The 23000-nt window shown below is 67.6% G+C and carries 21 protein-coding genes; 13 read left to right on the top strand and 8 right to left on the bottom strand.

Annotated elements, in window-relative coordinates:
- Positions 1-77 precede the first annotated feature (77 nt).
- Both AC1DZV_RS17830 and AC1DZV_RS17825 read right to left on the bottom strand, forming a co-directional pair.
- A complete protein-coding gene (locus AC1DZV_RS17830; RefSeq protein WP_476954278.1) occupies positions 78-560 on the bottom strand; it encodes a hypothetical protein in 483 nt (160 codons plus the stop codon).
- 137 nt (positions 561-697) lie between these two features.
- Positions 698-1477 carry an SDR family NAD(P)-dependent oxidoreductase gene (locus AC1DZV_RS17825; RefSeq protein ID WP_476954277.1) on the bottom strand — a complete coding sequence of 260 codons (780 nt, stop codon included), beginning with the start codon at positions 1475-1477 and terminating at the stop codon, positions 698-700.
- Between the two features lie 83 nt (positions 1478-1560).
- On the opposite strand from AC1DZV_RS17825, the gene AC1DZV_RS17820 reads away from it, so the two are divergent.
- Positions 1561-2175, top strand: a complete 615-nt coding sequence (locus AC1DZV_RS17820; RefSeq protein WP_476954276.1) for a TetR family transcriptional regulator — start codon at positions 1561-1563, stop codon at positions 2173-2175.
- 102 nt (positions 2176-2277) lie between these two features.
- Positions 2278-2946 carry an alpha/beta fold hydrolase gene (locus AC1DZV_RS17815; protein WP_476954275.1) on the top strand — a complete coding sequence of 223 codons (669 nt, stop codon included), beginning with the start codon at positions 2278-2280 and terminating at the stop codon, positions 2944-2946.
- Between the two features lie 16 nt (positions 2947-2962).
- Here the strand turns inward: AC1DZV_RS17815 and AC1DZV_RS17810 are convergent, their stop codons facing one another.
- The 3 genes from AC1DZV_RS17810 to AC1DZV_RS17800 are packed head-to-tail and all read right to left on the bottom strand — an operon-like array spanning position 2963 to position 6425.
- Complete coding sequence (locus AC1DZV_RS17810; RefSeq protein ID WP_476954274.1) at positions 2963-4651, bottom strand: cytochrome b/b6 domain-containing protein; 1689 nt, start codon at positions 4649-4651, stop codon at positions 2963-2965.
- Positions 4652-4653: 2 nt separating this feature from the next.
- On the bottom strand, positions 4654-5637 hold the full coding sequence (locus tag AC1DZV_RS17805; protein ID WP_476954273.1) for an electron transfer flavoprotein subunit alpha/FixB family protein: 984 nt from the start codon (positions 5635-5637) through the stop codon (positions 4654-4656).
- 11 nt (positions 5638-5648) lie between these two features.
- Positions 5649-6425 carry an electron transfer flavoprotein subunit beta/FixA family protein gene (locus AC1DZV_RS17800; RefSeq protein WP_476954272.1) on the bottom strand — a complete coding sequence of 259 codons (777 nt, stop codon included), beginning with the start codon at positions 6423-6425 and terminating at the stop codon, positions 5649-5651.
- Between the two features lie 229 nt (positions 6426-6654).
- On the opposite strand from AC1DZV_RS17800, the gene AC1DZV_RS17795 reads away from it, so the two are divergent.
- From AC1DZV_RS17795 to AC1DZV_RS17750, 10 genes are all read left to right on the top strand, one after another.
- On the top strand, positions 6655-7674 hold the full coding sequence (locus AC1DZV_RS17795; RefSeq protein WP_476954285.1) for a LacI family DNA-binding transcriptional regulator: 1020 nt from the start codon (positions 6655-6657) through the stop codon (positions 7672-7674).
- A 153-nt stretch (positions 7675-7827) separates the two neighbouring features.
- On the top strand, positions 7828-9123 hold the full coding sequence (locus AC1DZV_RS17790) for a sugar ABC transporter substrate-binding protein (protein WP_476954271.1): 1296 nt from the start codon (positions 7828-7830) through the stop codon (positions 9121-9123).
- Between the two features lie 79 nt (positions 9124-9202).
- Positions 9203-10162, top strand: a complete 960-nt coding sequence (locus AC1DZV_RS17785) for a carbohydrate ABC transporter permease (protein ID WP_476954270.1) — start codon at positions 9203-9205, stop codon at positions 10160-10162.
- Between the two features lies 1 nt (position 10163).
- Complete coding sequence (locus AC1DZV_RS17780) at positions 10164-11051, top strand: carbohydrate ABC transporter permease (RefSeq protein ID WP_018775539.1); 888 nt, start codon at positions 10164-10166, stop codon at positions 11049-11051.
- 36 nt (positions 11052-11087) lie between these two features.
- Positions 11088-12623 carry a glycoside hydrolase family 32 protein gene (locus AC1DZV_RS17775; protein WP_476954269.1) on the top strand — a complete coding sequence of 512 codons (1536 nt, stop codon included), beginning with the start codon at positions 11088-11090 and terminating at the stop codon, positions 12621-12623.
- A 174-nt stretch (positions 12624-12797) separates the two neighbouring features.
- Positions 12798-13805 carry a DUF6454 family protein gene (locus AC1DZV_RS17770; RefSeq protein ID WP_476954268.1) on the top strand — a complete coding sequence of 336 codons (1008 nt, stop codon included), beginning with the start codon at positions 12798-12800 and terminating at the stop codon, positions 13803-13805.
- 81 nt (positions 13806-13886) lie between these two features.
- Positions 13887-15590, top strand: a complete 1704-nt coding sequence (locus tag AC1DZV_RS17765) for a phospholipase C (protein ID WP_476954267.1) — start codon at positions 13887-13889, stop codon at positions 15588-15590.
- 205 nt (positions 15591-15795) lie between these two features.
- A complete protein-coding gene (locus AC1DZV_RS17760; protein ID WP_476951361.1) occupies positions 15796-16209 on the top strand; it encodes a hypothetical protein in 414 nt (137 codons plus the stop codon).
- Position 16210: 1 nt separating this feature from the next.
- Positions 16211-16606: a PEP-utilizing enzyme gene (locus AC1DZV_RS17755; RefSeq protein ID WP_476951362.1), complete on the top strand. Its 396-nt coding sequence runs from the start codon at positions 16211-16213 to the stop codon at positions 16604-16606.
- Positions 16603-17208 carry a hypothetical protein gene (locus tag AC1DZV_RS17750; RefSeq protein WP_476954266.1) on the top strand — a complete coding sequence of 202 codons (606 nt, stop codon included), beginning with the start codon at positions 16603-16605 and terminating at the stop codon, positions 17206-17208. The genes AC1DZV_RS17755 and AC1DZV_RS17750 overlap by 4 nt, the downstream gene beginning before the upstream one ends.
- Before the next feature lie 40 nt (positions 17209-17248).
- On the opposite strand, the gene AC1DZV_RS17745 is transcribed toward AC1DZV_RS17750, so the two are convergent.
- From AC1DZV_RS17745 to AC1DZV_RS17735, 3 genes are read right to left on the bottom strand one after another with little or no spacing between them, the layout of a single operon-like run.
- The gene (locus AC1DZV_RS17745) at positions 17249-18706 is read right to left on the bottom strand and encodes an MFS transporter (protein WP_476951370.1); all 1458 of its coding nucleotides are present in this window, start codon (positions 18704-18706) and stop codon (positions 17249-17251) included.
- Positions 18707-18738: 32 nt separating this feature from the next.
- On the bottom strand, positions 18739-20742 hold the full coding sequence (locus tag AC1DZV_RS17740) for a vWA domain-containing protein (protein ID WP_476954265.1): 2004 nt from the start codon (positions 20740-20742) through the stop codon (positions 18739-18741).
- A 25-nt stretch (positions 20743-20767) separates the two neighbouring features.
- On the bottom strand, positions 20768-22156 hold the full coding sequence (locus AC1DZV_RS17735) for a sigma 54-interacting transcriptional regulator (RefSeq protein WP_476954264.1): 1389 nt from the start codon (positions 22154-22156) through the stop codon (positions 20768-20770).
- Between the two features lie 146 nt (positions 22157-22302).
- Here AC1DZV_RS17735 and AC1DZV_RS17730 point away from each other — a divergent pair, with 146 nt between their 5' ends.
- Positions 22303-22980 carry an MSMEG_4193 family putative phosphomutase gene (locus tag AC1DZV_RS17730; protein WP_476954263.1) on the top strand — a complete coding sequence of 226 codons (678 nt, stop codon included), beginning with the start codon at positions 22303-22305 and terminating at the stop codon, positions 22978-22980.
- The last annotated feature ends 20 nt before the right edge of the window (positions 22981-23000 follow it).

Raw genomic sequence — 23000 nt, 5'->3', positions numbered from 1 at the left:
AGGTATTTGGCAGCGCCTGAGGATTGACGGGCCTGTCCGCGTCGGACGCAGAGGGCTCCCTGGTGTCTGAGGGTCCCTCAGGTCTGATCCTCTGTGGAGGCGGCGCGCAGGTCGGGGTCCACGCCCCTGGTTCGCTGCGCATCCACAGTCGGTACCGGCTCGTTATCCGCACGGCGAAGATAGAGCCAGGCCGCGACTCCCGCGGTCACCGCAACCGCCGCCACTCCGGCAATCACCCAGGCCTTCCCGGACGCCGTCCGCCGCGACTTAGCCCGGGCGGGTGCCGTGACAACACTCGGTGCAACCCGCTTCAGGCCCTCTTGAACACGGGGAGCAAGAGTTTCCACTCCACCGGCGAGGTCGTCAGCGAGCCGCCGTAGTCCGGTCTGGATCCTCGGAGACGCCGATTCAATCCCGGCATCGAGCCCGGCCACCACTCTTTTCAATGCCGCCTCGACTCCGGGAGTGGCCCACTCCCTCCCCTCGGTGAGCTGAGAGATGAGATTCTCTGAAAGATGGCGGATCTGGTCAGCCTGGTTCTTGGGTGTTGCCGTGCGCATGAGTGCCTCCTCGATGTGGTGGATGCCCATAGCCTACGGCGGTCGGCACCATAGAAACAGGCCCTCCCGGCCGCCGCCACCACGAACGCCGACGGCGGAGCTCCCGCCGTCGTCCGCCTGCGTTTTGGTGAGGTGCTTTACAGGGCCGACCAGCCGCCGTCGGAGGCGAGGATGGCGCCGTTGATGTTGGTGCCGTCGTCGCTGAGCAGGAAGGTGATGGAGGCGGCGAGTTGCGCGGCGGTGGCGGGCGTGGGGACGGTGGCCTGCATCAGCGGGCCGAGGCGTTCGGCCGCGAGCTGCGATCCCCAGTTGGCCACGATGTTGGTGATGGTGGGGCCGGGGGCCACGGCGTTGAAGCGCAGGCCCCTGGGCCCGTACATCACGGCCGAGTTTTTGGTCAGGCCGACGACGGCGTGCTTGGACGCGGTGTAGGCGGCCCCGGCGGCGGACCCGCGCAGGCCGGCCTCGGAGGCGACGTTGACCACGGAGCCGGTGCCGGCGTCCAGCATCAGCTGCACCACCGCGCGGGTCAGGCGCATGAGGGCGGTGACGTTGATCCGGAAGACGCGGTCCCAAGTGTCGTCGTCCACCTCGTGGATCGGGGCGAAGTTGTCCATGATCCCGGCAACGTTAGCCAGCGCGTCGATGCGTCCGCCGGCGGCAGCGACGACGGCGGCCACGGTCTCCTCGGTGGAGATGTCGCCGGCCACCGGGACCAGGTCCAGCCCGGCGTTCTCGGCCACCAGATCGTCCAGGCGTTCCTTGCTGATGTCGGCGGCGATGACGCGGCCGCCTTCCTTGGCGATGCGCAGCGCGGTGGCCTGGCCGATGCCGGAGGCGGCGCCGGTGACGATGACGGTCCTGCCGGCGAACCGGCCGGTGGTGGTGGCTTCCTGCCATGTAGCTTCGTTGCCCATGATGTCCTTCCAGACGTTGCTGACGGTGATGCGGCCCAGCTTATGACACTCTGTGTCATTATGTAAGGGTGAATACTGGTGGGATGCCTTCGGATGCTGTGACCACCGCCGTCCCGCGTGCCGCCGGGCGTCCTGTGACGATTGATCCCGACGCCGTGGCCGCCATCGCGCTGCGGCTGTTCGCCGAGCGCGGCTACGAGCAGACCTCCATGGAGGACATCGCCCGCGCGGCCGGAATCGGGCGCAAGAGCCTGTACCGGTACTTCTCCAGCAAGGCCGAGCTCGTCTGGGGCGGCATGGACCCGGTGGTCGAGGCCTCGGGGCGGGTCCTGGACTCCGCCCGCGCTGAAGGTCCCGGCGGCGACATCCTGGCGGGGCTGCGCGACGCGGCGGTCGCCGGGGTTGCCGTCTTGCCGGACCTGGCGGTCACGCGCGGCCGGCTGCGGCTGATCGCCGAACACCCCGAACTGGCCAGCCGGAGCTACGAGTCCCTGGCGCCGCAGCGCGAGCGGACCCGGGTGTACCTGGTGTCCGCGGGCGTCTCCGGGGATGTCGCCGGGTATCTGTGTGCCGCGCTGATCGGCGCGACGTTCGAGGCCTGGATGCAGTGGGCCGCCGGGACGGACCCGGATCCGGAGCCGTACCTGGTGGCGGCTGTTGGGGTGCTGCGGGTGCCGGAGGCGACGCGGGCGGGGTGACAATGGGGAGATGAGATCCGCATCGAAACGAAGCCGGCCCAACGGCCGCCGCCTGCCGGTCCGGCCCCGGGGTCCCGCCGTCGTCGTTTGGCCGGTGCGGCGGTGAGCAGATTCGTCCTGATCCCCGGAGCGGGCGGCGCGGCCTGGTACTGGAGCCGCGTCGTTCCGCTGCTGCAGAGGGCCGGCCACGAAGCCGTCGCTGTCGATCTGCCCGGCGACGATGAAAGCGCCGGACTGCCCGAGTACGCGCGCCGGGTGCTCGAAGCCGTCGGTGGACGCCAGGACGTGGTGCTCGTTGCGCAGTCGCTGGGTGGATTCACCGCCCCGCTCGTGTGCGAAAAAGCCCCCGTCGCCGGGCTTGTCCTCGTGAATGCGATGATCCCCGTACCGGGCGAGACCCCCGGCGCATGGTGGGACAACACCGGCTGGGCTGCGGCGCAGCAAAGCGCGGCCCAGGCCCACGGGTACAGCACTGAGTTCGACACGGACACCTATTTCCTGCACGACGTTCCGCCGGAAGTCGCCGCGGAAGGGGAACCGCACCAACGCCCCGAAGCAGAGGCGGTGTTCGAATCAGTCTGCAACTTCACGGCCTGGCCCGGTATCCCGACCCGCGTCCTGACCGGAAAGGGAGACCGCTTCTTCCCCCTGGCCTTCCAACAACGGCTCGCCCGCGAACGCCTCGGCATAGAGCCCGACGTCCTGCCCGGCGGCCATCTCCTCGCCCTGGCAAACCCGGACGGCGTGGCCGATTACCTGCTGCGCCGCTGAACGCGGGAATTCCGGCCTAGCGGCTGCTCACCTGGCCGAACAGCTTCGCGATGGGCGCGAGCACCAGCGGGCGGGCGGCGTACCATCCGGCCGCCGTGATGGCGATGGCGGCCGCGAAGAGCCAGAACCCGGCCCAGTTCACCACGTCGGTGCCGCCGAACATGTGGTTCAGGTTGCGCAGCGCACCGGTCGCGAACACGAGGAACACGTGAATGAGAATGAACAGCACGAAAAACAGCATGGTCGGGAAGTGCACCGCGCGCGCAACCTCCACCGGGTAGACCTTGTTCAGCGTTTTCGCGTTCTTCGGCCAGAACTCGCTCATACGCGCACCCGTGATCGCCGCGACCGGGGCCGCGATGAAAACCACCACGAAGTACATGATCTGCTGCAGGCTGTTGTAGTTCACCCAGCCGGTCTCAACGGGCCAGTCCAGTGTCATGTACTGCAGGAGCGCGGAGAGCGCGTTCGGGACGGCCTCCCAACTGCTCGGCACGATCCTCATCCAGCGGCCAGAGGCAAACAGCAGCACCACAAAGATGAGCCCGTTGGCCAGCCACAAAATGTCGAGCGACTGGTGCAGCCACAGGTTGATGCTGATCTTCTTGCCACCGCGCTTCGGCGTCCAGTACGCCGGCGGCTTCTGCTGCGTACGCACCTGATAGCCGGAGCGAATGATGAGCACCATCAGGAAGATGTTCAGGAAGTGCGCCCACTGCGCCCACCACGGGAAGCCGGGCTCCACCGTATCGGGCAGGTCATACGCGCCGGGGTATCTCTCGAGGAACTCGGGCACGCCCGGCAGCGTCGTCACGCCGCGCGCGGCGAGCACAAGAATCGCTGCGGCGGCCACTCCGCCGACGGCGAAGAGCACGACGAGCTTGATCCACTGGCCCAGGCTACGTGAGCCGTAGAGCCTTGCCTCGGCCTTGGGCTTCACGGGCTTTTCGACGGCGGCGGGCCGTGCCGCGGGTGCCGGGGCGGTGACGGCGGGCTGCGCTTCGGGCGCCGGGGCGGTGGTGGCCGCGGGTTCCCTTGGTGCCTCGGCGTCGGCCTTCACCACGCTGGTACCCGGGGCAGGGACAGCGTCGGCAACGCGTTCGGGATGTGCCTGCACCGCGGGGGCGGCAGCGACCGCCGGAGCAAGCCCAGGCGGCGGCCACGGCTCGCCACCGGGGGCACGGGGAAGCCCGCGACGCAGCGAGGTGGTTCCCGTCGTCCGTGTGGCGGACGCGGCTGCCGGAGCAGCTGCAGGCGCCGCCGCCGTCGGCACTGCTGCTTTCTCATCAGCAGCCGCGGCAGCATCTACGGCCGCATCTACGGCAGATGCCGTCGCGGCACCGGTGGCCGGAGCCCCGGACAGAGCCGCCACCGGTACCGGAGCCCCTCCCGCCGGCGGCCAAGGTTCGCCGCCCGGCACGCGCGGCAGGCCGCGGCGAAGCTGCCGCGCCACCGCGGCGGCCGGAATCACCGTCGGGACCGGCGCGGACAGCGCCGCACCCGGTGCCGTTTCCTGGACAGCAGCCGGGGCGGAGGGCGCGGCGGCCGCGGCCGATTCCACCCCGGAAACAGACGCCGACAGATCGGCCGCTTCTGCCACTTCTGCCGTGGCAATGCGGCCGGGCGCCTGGCCTGCTGGAGGCCAAGGTTCGCCACCTTCGACGCGCGGCAGGCCCCGCCGGATGGACCGAGACAGAGTTGCCATCGCTACTTCTTCCGGGCCTCAAGTGCGCTAATGAGCTGGGGAACAACCTTGAAGACGTCGCCGACCACACCGTAGTCCGCGACCTCGAAGATCGGCGCGTCCCCGTCCTTGTTGATGGCGACGATCATCTTCGCGGTCTGCATGCCGGCCCGGTGCTGGATCGCGCCGGAAATGCCCAGCGCGACATACAGCTGAGGTGACACGGAAACCCCGGTCTGGCCGACCTGATGCGACGTCGGGACGTAGCCGGCATCCACCGCGGCGCGCGACGCACCAACGGCGGCACCGAGGGTATCGGCGAGCTGTCCAACGAGTGCGAACTGTTCTTCCGAGCCGAGGCCGCGGCCGCCGGCGACAACCTTCGCGGCACCACGCAGCTCCGGCCGCGAGGTGGCGGCAGGCGCCTCCTCGAAGGAGTCGATCCGCGCGGCCGGCTTCGCGGAGCCCGTCACGGCCAAGTTTTCCGACGCTGGCGGCTGAGCCGCCGCCCGCGCCTCGATGGAGCCCTGGCGGACCGTAATCACCGGCGCCCCAAACGTGGACGTCGACGTCACGTTGTAGGCGCCGCCGTAGACGGAGTGGTGTGCCACGACGCCCTCGTCGTCACGGGACACACCGACCGCATCGGCACAAATCGCCGCACGCGAACGGGCAGCGTAACGGCCGGCGAGGTCGCGCCCGTTCAGGGAATGCGAAATCAGGATCGCGTCCGGCTGCACCTGCTCCACGGCGGCGGCAAGCGCGTCAACGCCCGGCACCCCAAGCACGGAAGGATCCGGAGTCTCCGCGATGAGTGCGCGCGCGGCACCAAGGGCCGCGGCCTCCGCGGCGGCGGCGCTTCCGGCGCCGGGCGAGGCAAGTACCAATGCAATCGGCGTGCCAACGGCAGCGGCGGCACCAAAGAGCCCGGCCGCAGCCTTCTCGAGCTCACCGGATGCCCGGGCTTCCACGACAACGAGGATTGCGTCACGAGGGAATTCAGTCATGTCCTTGATCCTTAAGCCAGTCGGTTTTCGATCAGGAACTCAGCGAGCTTCTCGCCGGCATCACCCTCGTCGATGATCTTCACGCCCGCCGCGCGCGGGGGCCTCGCCGCAACGGTCAGCATGATCGAACGCGCCGCCTCCGGATTGTCGGCCGTGACCCCGAGGTCCGCGAGGGTCAAGACCTCAAGGGGCTTCTTCTTCGCGGCCATAATGCCTTTGAAGTTCGGGAAGCGCGCCTCGGGAAGTGCCTCGGTAATGGAGATCACCGCGGGCAGGTTCGCTGAGACCTTCTGCACGCCGGAGTCAACGGCCCTGGAGCCAGACACCGCACCGTCGCTGATCTCGACGGAGCTGAGGCCGGTGGCATGCGGCACGTCAAGCAATTCTGCAAGCATCGCGGGAATCATGCCGCCGGATCCGTCAGTGGAGACGTTGCCGGTGATCACCAGGTCAAACCCCATGCGACGGATCGCTGCGGCGAGGGTTTCAGCGGTAAGTCCAAGATCCGCACCCCGGAGCGCCTCGTCAGCGACGTGGGTGGCGCTTCCCGCGCCCATCGCAAGCCCCTTGCGGATGGTTGCCGTCGCACTCTCCGGGGCGAGGGAAAGGATTGCGACCTCAGCGCCCTCGTTCGCGTCTGCGTACGTCAGGGCCAACTCCAGGGCCCGCTCACCGATCTCATCAATGACTGCCTCACTTGCTCCTCGATCGGCGAGGCCGGTTTCAAGGTTCAGTTTTCGGTCCCCGTACGTGTCGGGGACCTCCTTTACGAGGACGATAATCTTCATCGATGGCTCTTCCTGTGGCGGTTTGTCCCTGGAGCGGAGACATTGTCGAACCCATCGAGTCTACGAAACCGGGGCCCTTTCCGGCTGACAGAGCCCGTGTCGTGACGTGAAGTGCCTCGCCATCGGACCGGGATCACGGTGGAACCGGACGTCCCGTTGACAACTGCAAAACGTTTTGTGTAACGTGTCTCACACCAGATACAAAACGTTTTGCAAAGGGAAGTCAATGATGACAAGAGTGGGAATACGCGACGTAGCCAAGGCCGCCGGGGTCTCCGTCACCACGGTGTCGCATGCCCTCAACGACGCCACGAGCTTCCGGGTGAAGGCGGCGACGCAGCAACTCGTCCGGGACGTGGCCAGGGATCTTGGGTATGCCCCTAACAAGATGGCCAGCGGCCTGCGCAACCAGCGCTCCCAAATCCTTGGCCTGGTCAGTGACGAAATCACCACCACCCCCTTTGCCGGGGCCATGATCCGCGGGGCGCAGGACGCCGCCTACGACCGCGGCTACGTGGTGATGGTGGTCAACTCCGGCCTGGACAGCGAGTTGGAAAACCGTGAAATCAATATGCTGCGCCAGCACCAGGTGGACGGGGTGGTCTACGCCAGGATGTACCACCAAAGCGTGCAGGTCCCCGCGGAACTGGAGGGACTTCCCACCGTACTGCTGGATTCTGTTACTGACGACAAGTCCATTTCCTCGGTTATCCCCGACGAGGTGGGCGCCGCCGAGACGGCCGTTGAAGCAATCATCCAAGCGGGCCACACCCGGATCGGGATGCTCAACAACATCGACGACATCCCCGCCACGCACGGCCGCAGGGAGGGCTTCCTGAACGCTCTCCGGCGTCACGGCCTGCAGCACGACCCCCGCCACCTCGTGATCGGCCAGCCCGAACCCGCGGGAGGCCGCGAGGCCGCGCTGGGCCTGCTCGGTCAGCCTGACCGCCCCACAGCCCTGTTCTGCTTCAGTGACAGGGTTGCCATGGGCGCCTACCAGGCGGCCACCGCATTGGGGCTGCGCATTCCGGAGGACGTGTCCATTGTGGGGATCGACAATCTCGAAATCATCGCGGACGCCCTGTGGCCGGGGCTCACCACCGTCGCCCTTCCCCACTACGAAATGGGCAGTTGGGCGGTCCACCGAATCCTGGACGACATCGAAAATCCGGGCGCACCCGCAGTCCAGACGCAACTGGACTGCCCCCTGATTGAGCGGGGGTCGCTCGGCCCGCCGCCAAGTTAGCCGATTGCCGGCACCAAGCCGGCATCACCACACCGTTCCACTGCTCCTCTGCCCGGGGACCGCAATAAGAAGGGACGCAGCCGTTGCACCGGCCGCGTCCCGAAGGACCCGGGGCAATCTCCCACGCCAAATTCAGCAGAAAGATTGACCATCATGAACAAGCGATTCACCCGGATCCTCGCCACCAGTGTAGCTGCGGCGGCACTTGTCGGCTCCCTGGGCGCCTGCGGCAAGGGCAGCGCCTCTGCCCCGTCCGCGGGCTCCAACGAGATCACCATGTGGACCCACAACGCGGGCAACGCCGAAGAACTCAAGGCGGTTGAGAACATCGTCGATTCCTACAACAAGAGCGCCGGCGCCAAGGCCAAGATCAAGGTCCAGGCGTTCCCGCAGGACTCCTATAACGACTCCGTGGTCTCGGCCGCGGCTGCCGGGAAGCTCCCCTGCATTGTTGACATCGATGGCCCCAATGTTCCCAACTGGGCCTGGGCCAAGTATCTGACACCCCTGAAACTCGACGCGGATGTTTCCAAGAACCTGCCGAGCACGGTGGCCAAATGGGAGGGCGAGACCTACGCCGTTGGCACCTATGACGTCGCACTGGCGATGCTCGCACGCGCCTCCGACCTCAAGGCAGCCGGTGTCCGCGTCGCCACGGTCGAGAAGCCGTGGACCAAGGACGAGTTCCAGGACGCGCTGACCAAGCTCAAGGCCCTGGGCAAGTGGGAATACCCGCTGGACATGGGTACCGCCGGAACCGGCGAATGGCTGCCCTACGCCTACTCCCCGTTCCTGCAGTCCTTCGGTGGGGACCTGATCAACCGCGACGGGTTCCAGTCGGCAGACGGCGTCCTCAATGGCGACAAGGCCATCGAGTGGGCCCAGTGGTTCCGCGGCCTTGCCGACCAGGGCTTCATGGCTAAGAAGAGCGGCAAGGACTCCACCCAGGACTTCCTCAACAACAAGAGCGGCCTTCTCTACACCGGCTCCTGGGCCGCGGACAAAGCACGCGCAGCGGTAGGTAAGGACCTCGTGGTCATGCCGTCCGTGGACCTCGGGACCGGCCCCAAGATCGGCGGCGCCTCCTGGCAGTGGGGCGTGACCAGCGGCTGCAACAACTCCGCGGCAGCCATGGACTACCTCTCCTACTCACTGAAGCCGGAAAACCTGGCCGCGGTGGCTAAGGCAACGGGCACCATCCCGGCCACCGACGAAGCCGCCGCACTGATCCCCGAATATGCCAAGGGCGGCACGAACCGGATCTTCATGGACCTTTCCCGCAACTACGCGGTGATGCGTCCCGAGACCCCGGCCTATCCCTTCATCGCCACCGAATACGGCAAGGCGGTTCAGGACATCCTCGCCGGCGCCGACCCCAAGACGGCGCTGGACAAGTCGGTCAAGGCCATCGACGCCAACATCAAGTCCAACGGCGGCTACAAGAACTAGCCGGCTGCCAAACGGTACGACGGCGGTGCGCAACCGCCGCCGAAAGTACCTCCGGCCCTGACTGTCGACGGAGAAAACCATGACAACCACCCAACTCCCCTCCCCCGGGCGCCGTCTGGCGGATCCGGCCCCGGCCGCACCGCCCAGCAAACCGCGCCGCCGGCCGCGCCACCTGCGCGAACAGATCAGCGGGTGGGGCATGATCGCCCCGGCCGCGGTCCTCCTGCTCGCCTTCGTCTTCCTCCCGGCGGTCCTGGGCTTCGGCCTGGCATTTACGAACGCCCGGCTTGTTTCCCCGCGGCCCGTCGAGTTTGTCGGCACGGACAACTTCGCGCGGCTCTTCGCGGATCCCGTGTTCTGGCGCTCGCTGCTGAACGTCAGCTACTTCGCCGTCGTGGTGGTGCCCGTCCAGTCCGGACTCGCCCTGGCGATGGCCCTCCTGATCAACAAGAAGTTCCGCGGCGTGAACTTCTTCCGCACCATCTACTTCCTTCCCGTGGTGACGTCCATGGTGGTGGTGTCCCTGCTGTGGCTGTTCATGTACCGCAAGGACGGCCTGATCAATGAGTTGCTGTCGGCGGCCAGTTTCGGCCTCATCAACGGCCCGGACTGGCTCAACGATCCCGCCACCGCCATGCCGGCCATCATCGCCCTGTCCATCTGGCAGGCCGCAGGATTCCACATGATCATCTGGCTCGCAGGCCTGCAAAGCATCTCCGGGGAACTGTACGAGGCCGCCCAACTCGACGGGGCCAGCCGCTGGCACCAGTTCCGCTACGTGACCTGGCCCGGCCTCACCCACACCCGCACCCTGGTCCTGGTGACCATCACCATCCAGGCGCTCGGGCTCTTCGACCAGGTCAGCGTCATGACCCAGGGCGGGCCCCTCGATTCCACCACCACCATCATCTACGAGGCGGTGCGCTCCGGCTTCAAGCAGCAGGAGACCTCCTACGCCTCGGCCATCTCGCTCGTGTTCTTCGTGCTCGTCCTGCTGATCTCCGCAGTGCAGCGCTACCTGACCCGAGAGAAGGACTGACGTGAAACAGACACTCATTTCCAAGGGTCTCGGCAGTGCCGCCACCACGGCGGTCCGCCTCCTGTTCGCCGCCGTCGCCGCCTTCCCCATCGTGTTCATGATGGTGTCCTCGCTCAAGCCGGACCAGCAGATCTTCGGCGACATGTCCTCGGTGGCGGCGTTCCTGCCGGTCGGCAACATTTCACTGGACAACTACGCGGCCGTGTTCGACCGGGTCCCCGCCGCCCGCTTCCTGATCAACTCCATCGGCATTTCCGCGGTCACGGTGGTGCTCGGCATCTTCATCAACAGCCTCTGCGCGTTTGCCCTGTCCCGCATGGAGGTCCGCGGCAAGCGCGTGGTGTTCACCGCGATCCTCGCCACCCTCATCGTGCCCTTCCAGACGCTGGCGCTGCCGCTGGTGTGGTGGGTCAACCAGTTGCCGTACTTTGAGCTCAACGGGTTCAGCCTCGAGATCTCGAAGGGCTGGCTGGACACCTACCAGGTCCAGATCATCCCGTTCATCGCCAACGCGTTCTCCATCTACCTGTTCCACCAGTACTTCGAGTCCATCCCGAAGGAACTGGACGAAGCCGCCCGGATCGACGGCGCCGGCTGGTTCACCATCTACCGCAAGGTGGTCATGCCGCTCGCGGGACCGGCCACCGCCACCGTGGCCATCCTGACCTTCCTGCCCGCCTGGAACTCCTACCTGTGGCCGCTCATGGTGGTCCAGTCCGAGGAACTCCGCCCGGTGATGATCGGCATCCAGTACTTCTTCCAGCTCAACGTCTCCTGGGGCGAGGTGATGGCTTACGCGTCCCTCATCACCATTCCCGTGGTGGTCCTGTTCATCGCGTTCCAGCGATCCTTCATCAACAGCATCGCCTCCAGCGGCGTCAAGGGCTGACCAGCCTCCTCACGCGAAAGCCTGTAAAGAACCCTCATGAAAGCACTTACAGAACTCGACTGCCAGTACCGGCCAAAGTGGCACTACTCGGCGGAGCGCAACTGGCTCAATGACCCCAACGGGCTGGTCTACGCCAACGGCATCTACCACCTCTTCTACCAGCACAACCCGCACGGCGAGGAGTGGGGCAACATGTCCTGGGGCCACGCCACCTCCACGGACCTGCAGCACTGGGACGAACAACCCGTAGCCATCGCCTGCGATGAGCAGGAGGCCATCTTTTCCGGCTCCGCGGTGGTCGATGTCCACAACACCAGCGGCTTCGGCGTCGGAGGCGTGCCCCCGCTCGTGGCCATCTACACCAGCGCGTACTCGCCCGCCTCACCGCTCGCCGGACGGCAGGCACAGTCCCTCGCCTACAGCACGGACGACGGCGCCACCTGGACCAAGTACGCCGGGAACCCGGTACTGGACCGCGCCTCCGCGGACTTCCGCGACCCCAAGGTCTTTTGGCACGACGGCGCCGCCGGCAGCTACTGGGTGATGGTCGCCGTCGAGGCGGTCCACCACGAGGTGGTCCTGTACAAGTCGGCGGACCTGTTGACCTGGGAGTACCTGAGCACCTTCGGCCCGGCGAACGCCACGGAAGGGGTGTGGGAATGCCCGGACCTGTTCGAGCTGCCGGTGGACGGCCACGCCTCCAACACCCGGTGGGTCCTGGTGGTCAACCTGAGCCCCGGCGGCATCGCCGGCGGCTCGGGCGGCCAGTACTTCATCGGAACCTTCGACGGCGTGACGTTCCGTTCCGAAACCACCGTCACCGACGGCGTGCAGGCCGACGACAGCCGGATGGCCGACTACGGGTGGCTCGACTGGGGCCGGGACTACTACGCGGCCGTGTCCTTCAGCAACGTCCCGGACGGACGGCGGCTCATGATCGGCTGGATGAACAACTGGCAGTACGCCGCCTCAACGCCCTCGGACGGCTGGCGCAGCGCGATGTCCCTGGTCCGTGAAGTCCGGCTGGTCTCCCGCGGCGGGCGCCCGGTGTTGGTGCAGGAGGCGGTGGACCCGTTCCACACCCACGGTACCGAGGTGTTTGCCCTGGCCCGGCGGCCGTTGGCGGACGGGGTGACCTGGCTTCCGGCCGAGGCCTTTGGTGATGTGCTGCGCATCGACGCGGACTTCGAGCCCGGCGCCGCCGGCAGGGTGGGCCTGGTGCTCCGGGCCGGCGGCGACACGGGCGGGGAATCCGCCGACCTCCCCGGAGCCGGAGCGCGCACTGTCCTGGCCTACGACTGCCGCACTGCGGAGCTCAGCCTGGACCGGACCGAATCCGGCAACGTGGGCTTCCACGAGTCATTCCCGTCGGTGGAGCGCGTTGCCGTGTCCCTGGAGGACGGCCGGCTACGGCTCCAGGTCTTCCTGGACCGCTGCTCGGTCGAGGTCTTCGCGCAGGACGGCCTGGCCACCATCACCGATCTGGTCTTTCCCGCGAACTCCGGCACCGCCGTCGGACTGCTGGCCGAAGGCGACGGCGGCACCCTGGCGGGCCTCGCCGTCCTCGCCTGAGCGGCTGAAAGGGTCCAAGCCAACAACGGTGGGGGATCAGATCCGCGTTGAAACTAAGCCGGTCTGCCGGACCGCTGCCGGCCATCTGCCGTTCACCTGCCCGTATCGGGGATTAATTACCGGGAAGTAGCGTGGCGATCTCTTGTTGAGATCCAACCTTTGAGAGGCTCCCGAATGAGCACGACTCACACCCGAGGCATCCTCACGGCCGCCGCAGCAATCGTCCTGGCCGCGTCCGCAATCAGCATCACCGCGGCCGCCCAGGCCGCAGACAACCCCACCGGTGCCGGCAACCACGGTGACAGGAACACGGCTCTGGCCGACGCCTTCAACGGCGTTGACCGGAACACGAACTGGCAGCAGACGTCGAAGCTGAAGCTGAACTTCCCGACGTACCACACGGAGGGAATCGCCTACAGCCAGGACCACATCTTCCTCTCGGCCGTTCAGATCATCGAACCGACCGTGAAGTTCCCGACCCCGCAAAACGGCTTCGACCGCACCCCCGGCAAGGGCGTCGGCCACCTGTTCGTCATGGACAAGGCCGGCGCCCTGCAAAAGGACATCGTCCTGGGAGCGGGCGACATGTACCACCCCGGCGGCATCGACTTCGACGGCACCAACGTTTGGATCCCCGTGGCCCAGTACCGGCCGGACAGCAGCGCCATCATCTACCGGGTAGACGCGACCACCCTGGAAGTGCACAAGCAGTTCGAGGTGAAGGACCACTTCGGCGGCATCGTGATGGACAAGCAGACCGGCCACCTGGTCGGCAACACCTGGGGCTCGCGCCGCTTCGCCGAATGGGATCTGCAGGGCAAGCAGCTCTCGACCTGGCAGAACCCGAACTACTTCATCGACTACCAGGACTGCCAGTACGTGCCCAACTCCCGGATGCTCTGCGGCGGGATCACCAACCTCCCGCAGACCCCGGCGGCCGGCGGCACCGGCGCCACCTACGAACTCGGCGGGATGGCGATGATCGACCTCAAATCCCGCAGCGTAATCCGCGATGTCCTCTTCCAGCAGTGGTCCACCGCAGGCCATGTGGCCACGCGCAACCCGTTCAAAATGACGGCCGACGGCGGCCGCCTCACCATGAAGGTGGCCCCCGACAACGGCGAGGAAGGCAACGGCACCGAAATCCTCACCTACGAGGCCACGGTCACGCCAGCCAAGTAACGCAGGCCGGCCACCCAAGCAGCATACGAATGCCTGCCATCAGCCGCCGGCATCCCTGAACACCAACGATTGGCTACCCCCATGCCTCCTTCAGCACAACGATTCACCCGGAAGCGGATCGCCGCCACGGGCGCGGCAGCCCTGGCCGCCTCGGCACTGACAGCCGGAATGTTCGGTATCGGCGCAGGTCCGGCCTCCGCCGGTGAAAACCACAACGGTACCGCAACGCCAATCAAGCACGTGGTGGTGATCTTCCAGGAGAACGTCTCCTTCGACCACTACTTCGCCACCTACCCCAAGGCTGCCAATCTCCCGGGTGAAACCCAGCAGGGCACCGGCACCGCGACGGCCTCCTTCACCGCCGCGAAAAACACCCCCAAGGGCATCAACACTCTGGCCACCGCCGGCCTCCTGGCACCGAGCAACCCCAACTCGGCGCAGCCTGCCCGGCTCTCACCGGCGCAGGCCGTCACCTGCGACCAGGACCACGGATACACCGCCGAGCAGAAGGCATACAACGGCGGCGCGATGGACAAGTTCGTCGAGTTCACCAGCCGCGACGCCTGCGGCACCAACCAGTACGGCCGCCCCGGGCTCACCATGGACTACTACGACGGAAACACCGTCACCGGTATCTGGAACTACGCCCAGAACTACTCCATGAGCGACAACCACTTCAGCACTGTCTTCGGACCCTCCACACCCGGGGCGCTGAATCTGGTATCCGGCCAGACCCACGGGGCCACCGAGTACACCGCCGCAGGGCAACCTGTGGCCACCCCGGCGGCCGGCAGCAGTGCTGTCAGCCTGCCGGATGCGAACGGCGTCGGCACCGTCATCAACGACCCGGACCCGGTCCACGACGACTGCTCGAACAGCAACCACGCCAAAACCGGCAACCTGGCCGGCATGAGCGGCAGGAACATCGGCGACCTGCTCAACGCCAAGGGCACGTCCTGGGGCTGGTTCCAGGGCGGTTTCACGCCGACCACCGCCGCGACCGCGGACTCCCCGGCGTCGTGCCTGTCCAGCCACACGAACGCCGCCGACGCCAGCGTGGTTGACTACTCCCCTCACCACGAGCCGTTCCAGTACTACGCCTCCACCGCCAACCCGCACCACCTGGCACCGGCGTCCGACGCGGAAATCGGCCACAACGGACAGGCGAACCACCAGTACGACCTCACCGCGTTCAACAGGGTGGTCAACACCGACAACATGCCCGCCGTGTCCTTCCTGAAAGCGGGAATGTTCCAGGACGGCCACGCCGCCTACTCTGACCCGATCGACGAGCAGAACTTCATCACCAGCACCGTGAACCAGATCCAGAAATCCCGGAACTGGGACAACACTGCCGTGGTGCTCGCCTACGACGACTCGGACGGCTGGTACGACCACGTCGCCGCCACGGCAAAGAACTCCTCCAACACCGCCGACGACGACGCCTGGTGCCAGCACGCCGCAGCCAGCGGCGTCCCGATGGCCGGCGGCTACGCTGACCGCTGCGGCCCCGGCCCGCGCCAGCCGCTGGTGGTCATTTCCCCCTACGCGAAGAAGAACTACGTGGACCACACCCAGACCGACCAGGCCTCGATCCTGCGCTTCATCGAGGACAACTGGCGCACCGGCCGGATCGGCGACGCCTCCGCCGACGCCACCGCCGGGTCGGTGAACGCCATGTTCACCTTCGACAAACAGCGCAACGACAAGGTCCTGCTCAACGAACAGACCGGCGCCGTCGCCTCCACCGAACACGGCAACAGCAACAGCAACACCGGAAAGTAACCTCCTGCAACAGCCCGGTCGTGGACAGCCGGCAAAACAGCCCCTTGGAACGCCACCCGGCAGTTGGCCGGGTGGCGTTCCTGTCCGCGCCCTCTCAACGACTCGTCCTTCCCCCGAAACATCAACAGTTCGTTGACAACAGGATGTTGATGCCAGAAGCTGGTGGAGTCGAGGGGCGCCGAACCAACGGGAAAGAGGGTCTGGAATGAACGAGACCGACGGGACCCGTCCGGGCGGCGACGCTGCGCAGGCTCAGCGCCAAAGCGAGGCCACGCGGATGTTGCTGGACCGGGGCGCCGCCGAACTCCCGCCCCGGCCCTGGCTGGGTGAGCGGCAGCCCCCTTCAGCGAGTGACCTCATCCAGCACGTCCTGTGGCGGTCCAACGGGACAGACCGCGGAGAGCCGGTGGATGGTCTGGACGTGCGGGCCGCCCTCACCCTTGTGTCAGCCGCGCGGGCAGAGACCGATGGCCTGGAAACGGCACTCCTGTTCCTGGCGCGGGCGGAGGGGCTGACCTGGCCCCAGATTGCCCAGAGCCTGGGCCTCCGCTCGGCGCAGGCCGCGCAGCAGCGACTGGATCGGCTGTCCGGCAGGCCCGAGACGGGCCTGGTGGGCTGACGTGGAATTCACCCCTGAGGCCAGTGCCGGAGCAGAAGGCAGGGATCGCGCCGGCGCGGTTCTCACCGGCATCGGCGCCAGCCCGGGCACCGCCTGCGGGACCGCCCGGACCGTTCACAGCGTCGACGAATTCCCCGCGCTGGCCCCCGGCGACGTCCTGGTCTGCCGCACCACTGACCCCGCCTGGACGCCCCTGTTCGGGATCGCCGCCGCCGTCATCACGGAAACGGGCGGGATGCTCTCGCACGCCGCCATTGTGGCCCGCGAACAGGGCATCCCCGCTGTTCTGGGGGTGGCCGGCGCCCTGACCCGCATCACGGACGGAACGACGCTCGTGGTCGACGGAACTCACGGAACCGTCCGCGCGAAACCGGCAGGTCCCGGAGCGGGTCCATGAGCCCGCAGCAGCCATCCATGCTGCTCACCCTCCACGCCCTGAGGCTGCTCGGCTTCGCTGACACTGAATCAGTTGCCGCCCGGTTTGGCCAGGATCCGCACGACGTCGAACGGCTCCTCATTGACGCTGGCGCGAACGGGTGGGCGTCGCGCTCCTCATTCGGGGGAAACCGGGGCTGGTCCCTGACCGTGGCCGGCAGAACTGAAAACGAACGGCTCCTGGCCGAGGAGCTGGACAGCGCGGGCGGCCAGGCAGCAGTCACCGCCGTGCACGCGAAGTTTGCACCCCTGAACGCTGGAGTCGTGGCCGCCTGCAGCAAACTCCAACTCCGCTGGCTCGCCGAGGGAAGTCAGTCCAACGATGGGATCGACGAGCCAACACAGCAAACCTTCACCCAGGCGTTGGCGTCCTTCAGCGATCTGGAAGTCCGCCTGACCGCTGTGTTGCCGAGGTTCAGCGGATACGCGGAACGCCTCGATCTGGCAATGGAAAACGCAGCCACGGAGCCGGCGTGGCTCACCGCCACAGACCGCGACTCCTTCCACCGCATCTGGTTCGAATTGCACGAAGATCTCATCGCCACCCTCGGCATCCGGCGATGAACGCCCCAGCAAGACCCCAAAAGTGACAGCGGAACCGCGGTCATCCGCTGCTGGATGACCCTCGCGCGGCGGCCTGGACCTGCTTGACGGGTTTCGTCGCGGGCATGCCGATGACGGCGACGACGGTGAGCACGGCGGCGATCATGACGGCCAGGAACACGGCGGATGAGGCCGCCACGATCGTGTGGGGATCCGTATCGCCGTGCGGGGTACCGGCGTAGACAGCGTTCGCTATCGCGCCGAAGACGGCGACGCCGATGGAGCTGCCGATCGACCGGGCGAAAAGGTTGGTGCCGGTGACCACGCCGCGCTCGTTCCATTCGACGCTCGTCTGGGCGGCGATCAGGGTCGGGGTCGCGACCAGCCCGAGTCCGAGCCCGACGATGAAGCAGCTGAAGGCGACGAGCGCAACGTTGGGGACGGAGGCGGTGACGGCCAGGACTCCCGTGCCGATGACGGTGACCGTGATGCCGATCAGGGCAGTGTTCCGGAACCCGATGCGCAGGTACAGGCGCCCTGACTGGGACGCACTGATGGGCCAGCCGATGGTCAGCGCCGCCAGGGCGAGCCCGGCCACGATCGGGGAGGTCGAGAGGGCTCCTACGAGGAACGTCGGAACGTACGATGTGATGCCCAGCATGACCGCTCCCACGCCGAAAGCGACCATCGCCGTCGTCGCCAGCAGCCGCCGGGACACCACCCACGAAGGCAGGACCGGCTCCGCCGCCCGCCGTTCGACAAGGATAAACGCGACGAACAGGAAGGCACCGCCGGCGAACACTGCGTCGCTGATGCCGGAGTCCCAGGCCCAGGCCTGGCCACCCTCGAGGGCCCCGAGAATGAGCAGCGTGAGCGAGACCGTGAGCAGCCCCGAGCCCAGATAGTCGACCCGGTGCTTCACGGGCTCGATGTTCTCGTGGAACGACCGGACCAGCATCCATCCGGCCACAAGGCAGAGGGGGATGTTCACGAGGAAAATGCCGCGCCAGATCCCGAGCGAGGCAAACACTCCCCCAAGCGTCGGGCCCACCACTGAGGAGACAGCCCACACGCTCGCCAGGTAGCCCTGCACTTTTGCCCGCTCGGCGAGGGTGTAGATATCCCCGGCGATGGTGATGGCCATCGGCTGGACCGCGCCGGCGCCCAGGCCCTGCACGACGCGGAAGGCGATGAGGGCCGGCATGCTCCAGGCTGCTCCGCACAGGATCGAGCCGAGCAGGAACAGGCCGATTCCGATCAGCATGATCGGCTTGCGGCCGATGGTGTCGGAGAGCTTCGCGTAGACCGGGACGGACACGGCCTGCGCCAGCAGATAGGCGGAGAACAGCCAGGGGAACGACGTGAACCCGCCAATGTCGTGCACGATCGCGGGCACGGCTGTCGCCACCACGGTCGCGTCGATCGCCACCAGGCCGGTGGAGAGCATCAGGGCGATGAGGACAGGTCCGCGTTTGGAGCGGAAACCGACTCCCTCGGCAGGCATCGTGGTCACGTGCATCACTCCCGGTGCGGTCGTCTATTGAGCAGTGTCTATTGCGCCCAGTCGGCGTCGTCGTAGGGGCGGCCGCGGAAGTGGGCGCGGAGGTACTCCCCCACCACGGCCGCGCCCAGGTCCCCGGCCTCGGGCGCCACCACGCGGCCGTCGATGCGGCGGGCCATCCGCTGGACGAAGCGTTCCAGGGAAGGGTCGTCGCCGAGCCGGAAGAACGTGGCCTGCGTGCCGGCGCGGGCCAGGCGGTCCAGTTCGGCGACCGTCACGCGGATGGTCTCCGGGTCCGGCGGCCAGCAGAACCAGGACTCGCCGTCGGCCAGCAGGTGCGCGGTGGGTTCGCCGTCGGTCACCACGAGCAGGACGGGCTGCATCGAGGGGTGCTGGCGGAAGAACCGGCCGGCCAGCAGCAGGCCGTGATGCAGGTTGGTTCCCTGTTCCCGCAGGGCCGGCAGGGCCGTGAGCTCACCAATGTCCATGGTCTGCGCGTAGCGGCCGAACGTGATCAGCTGCAGCCGGTCGCCGCGGAACCGGGTTGAGACGAGGTGGTGCAGGGCGAGGGCGGTGCGTTTCATGGGCACCCAGCGTCCCTCGGCGGCCATCGAGAAGGACACATCCGCGAGCAGGACGACGGCGGCCTGCGTGCGCGCCTCCGTCTCCGTGACTTCGATATCACCCACGGCGAGGCGCAGTCCGCGGCCCGGGTCACCGCCGTCGGCGATCGTGCGGCGGATCGCGTTGGTGATGGTGCGGGTGACGTCCCACGGCTCGGCGTCGCCGAACTCCCATTGGCGGCTGGAGCCGGTCTGCTCCCCGGCCGCCCCGGCAACCCGCGTGTCCCGGCGGCCCTGCCGGCCGGAGAGCTGCTTGGCGGTGTCCCGCAACAGCGACCTGCCGAGCCGCCGCATGGCCTGCGGGGACAGCCGGAGATCACCGTCGGCGCTGCGCTGGAGGAAGCCGCCGTCCTGCATGGCCCGCTCGATCTCCGCGAGGGTGCGGGCCGACACGGCGGCATTCTGTCCGAGCTGGCGGTCGAGGGCGTCCAGGTCCAGGTCATCGAGGCGTGACCCGCTGTAGGCCTGGGAGAGCTGTTCGGCCAGCTCGTCCAGTTCGGCGATGTCCTGGAGCACGCCGGTGCCGTCGCCGAGCCCGAGTCCTTCCTCGCCCTCGAAGCGTTCTGAGCCGGACCAGTCCTCGCCGGGGCGCAAAGCCTGCAGGTTGGAATCGAGTTGGCCCAGCTGTGCCATAAGCTCGGGCGAGCCGAACGCCTGCGCGGAGAGCCGCATCAGCTCCTCGCGCTGCTCGGCGGACATGGATTGCAGGAGCCGCTGGGCGGCGGCCGCGCGCTGGGCGAGCGCGTCCACCAGCTCCTCGACCGACTGCGGGTTCTCCGGGAAGAACTGGCCGTGCTTGGCCATGAATTCCTGGAAGTCCGCGTCGGTGTCCTCGCCGCGGCGGTGTTTGCCGAGGAGCCCGTTGAGGTCCTGCAGCATCTCGGCCACGGCCGCGCGATCCTCCTCGGTGGCGCCCTCGAGCGCCTCCTTCATGCCAGCGAACCGCTGGTCCAGGAGTTCGCGGCCCAGCAGATCCTTGATCCGCTCGTAGGCCTCCCGCGCGGTGCCGGACTGCCAGTCATAGGAGGCGAGCTCGTTGACCGCCGCCGCCGTGGAGCGCGGCAGGTTCTGCAGCTGCATCTCCCGGAAGGCGCGGTCGGTGTTGTCCATCATCGCGTCGCGGGCTAGTTGTTTGCGCTCCTCCAGCACCGCAGTCTCCAGCAGCTTCTGGACTTCGCTGAGGGTGCCGTCCAGGTTGTGCCGGGCCAGCAGTTCACTGCGCCGCTGCTGAACGCGGCCGGCGAGGTCGTCGAGGCCTTCCCGGTTCCGGCCGCCGCGGCGCAGGAACTCCCGGAGGGCGTGCCGGGGCGAGTATCCGGCCATGACGTCCTCGGCGACGGCGTCCAGCGCCTCCGCCAGGTCCACCGGCGGGGCGAGCGGATCCGGTCCTCCCGTGTACCGGCCATACCTGGACCGGTTGTGAGCGGTCATGAGGCCTCCTTAGCCGTAAAGCTGCCTACCCGTAGATCGTCTCCTCGTCGTCGGACTCCTTGGAGATCCGCCGGGCAAGGTAGAGCCCTTCCAGTGCAAGTTCGACGGCGGCGGCGCGCTGCCCGTCGTTTTCCGCGCCCAGGCGCTCACTGATGTCGTCGTAGAGGCTGGATCCGTTGAGGGACGGAAGATTGTGAAGGAACTCCCGCGCGGTGACCAGTTCCCCGGTGGTGACCGTGGCGTGGCCGTCGAGCGCGGCCACGAGCGGGCCCATGTCCAGGCCGTGGAAGTGCGCCCGCACGGCTTCCGCGGTGGCCATGCGCAGGAGGTGGTCCAGGACGTCCTGTTCACGGCCTTCCTCACCGGATTCGAACTCGATCTTCCCGGCGAGGACGTCCACGGCGGCGTCCAGGTCGATGATCCGGGCGACAGCCTCGTCCTCGCCGCGCACGCTGGCCCGGCGCAGGGCCGCCGCGGCCACGGTTTCGGCGCCGGCGATGGCGAACCGCGCTGAAACCCCGGAGGTCTGGTTGACCGCCGGCGACTGCCGCAGCGCCCGGGTGTAGCGGGCCAGGATCTCCAGGATGACGGGCGGGACGCCGGCCACCAGCTGACCCTCCTGCCGGATGACGGCGACCTCGTCGTCGAGCTCGATCGGGTAGTGGGTGCGGATCTCGGCGCCGAAGCGGTCCCGCAGGGGCGTGATGATCCGGCCGCGGTTGGTGTAGTCCTCCGGGTTGGCGGACGCGACCACCAGGACGTCCAGCGGCAGCCGCAGCACGTAGCCGCGGATCTGTATATCGCGTTCCTCCATCACGTTGAGCATCGAGACCTGGATCCGCTCGGCCAGGTCGGGCAGCTCGTTGATGGCAATGATGCCGCGGTTGGAGCGCGGGACCAGGCCGTAGTGGATGGTTTCCGGGTCCCCGAGCCGGCGCCCCTCGGCCACCCGCATCGGGTCGACGTCGCCGATCAGGTCCGCGACGGACGTGTCCGGCGTCGCGAGCTTTTCGACGTACCGTTCCGAGCGGTGCCGCCACGCCACCCGCAGCCGGTCCCCCTCGGTGAGGGCACGGGCCCGGGAATGCTCCGTGATCGGTTCGTACGGGTGTTCGTTCAGTTCCGATTCCTCGATCACCGGCGACCACTCGTCCAGCAGCCCGGCCAGGGTGCGCAGGAGCCGCGTCTTGCCCTGGCCCCGTTCGCCCAGCAGGGCAACGTCGTGCCCGGCGAGCAGGGCCCGCTCGAGCTGGGGCAGGACGGTCCGGCTGAACCCGAACATCCCGGGCCAGGGATCCCGGCCGGCGGCAAGGGCGGCGAGCAGGTTGTCGCGGATTTCGCGGCGCAGGTCCTTGTGCACGTGGCCGGAGGCACGCAGTTCACCAACAGTGAAGATATCGGGGCGATCACTCACTCCTCCACCGTAGACCTCTACCGTGCGGGGAATCGAGGGTTCTTGCAGATTCCTGCGCATTGGGCCGGGGTGCAAGAGAGCCGCCCGGGTCCCCGGTCCGAGCTTGCGAGGGACGGGGCAGGCGGTGAGCGTTAGGCTGATTCTTGATGACTGCATCAACCGCGCCGGCACCTCCGGCCCCCGCGACCTCACCCGAGCGGCAGGGCACGCTCCTGCTTCTGGTGCGCCACGGGGAAACGCCGACCACGGGCATGGTGCTCCCAGGGCGCGCCCCCGGACTGCATCTGTCCGACCGGGGCCGGGCCCAGGCGGAACGGGTCGCGGAACGGCTCGCGGGCTTGTCCGTCGACGCCCTCTATTCCTCCCCGCTGGAGCGCGCCTGCGAGACGGCAGAGCCGACGGCGGCCCGCACGGGACTGGCGGTGGCGCACGACGAGGGGCTGCTGGAGTGCGATTTCGGCGAATGGACCGGTGCCGCGATCGCGGACCTGGCGGCCCTGCCCGAGTGGCAGACCGTGCAGCATAGCCCATCCGCCTTCCGTTTCCCGAACGGTGAGAGCTTCACGGAAATGCAGGCGCGGATCATCGGAGCACTAGAGCCCCTGTGCGCGGCCCACGCCGGGGGTGTCGTGGTCTGCTTCTCCCACGCCGATCCCATCAAGGCCGCCGTCGCCCACGCCCTGGGCACGCAACTGGACCTTTTCCAACGGATCGTTATCAGCCCGGGCTCGGTGTCGGCCATCTCGTTTGTGGAGGGGCAGGACCCCGCCGTGCTCATGGTGAATTCGACGTCCGAGCCCCTCAGCGGGCTGAGGGCGCCGTGAACGGGGTGCTGTTATTAAGT

Source organism: Arthrobacter sp. P1_D12, assembly GCF_056406175.1.
The sequence above is the reverse complement of the archived record's forward strand: the minus strand, read 5'-3'. Positions and strand labels throughout refer to the sequence as shown.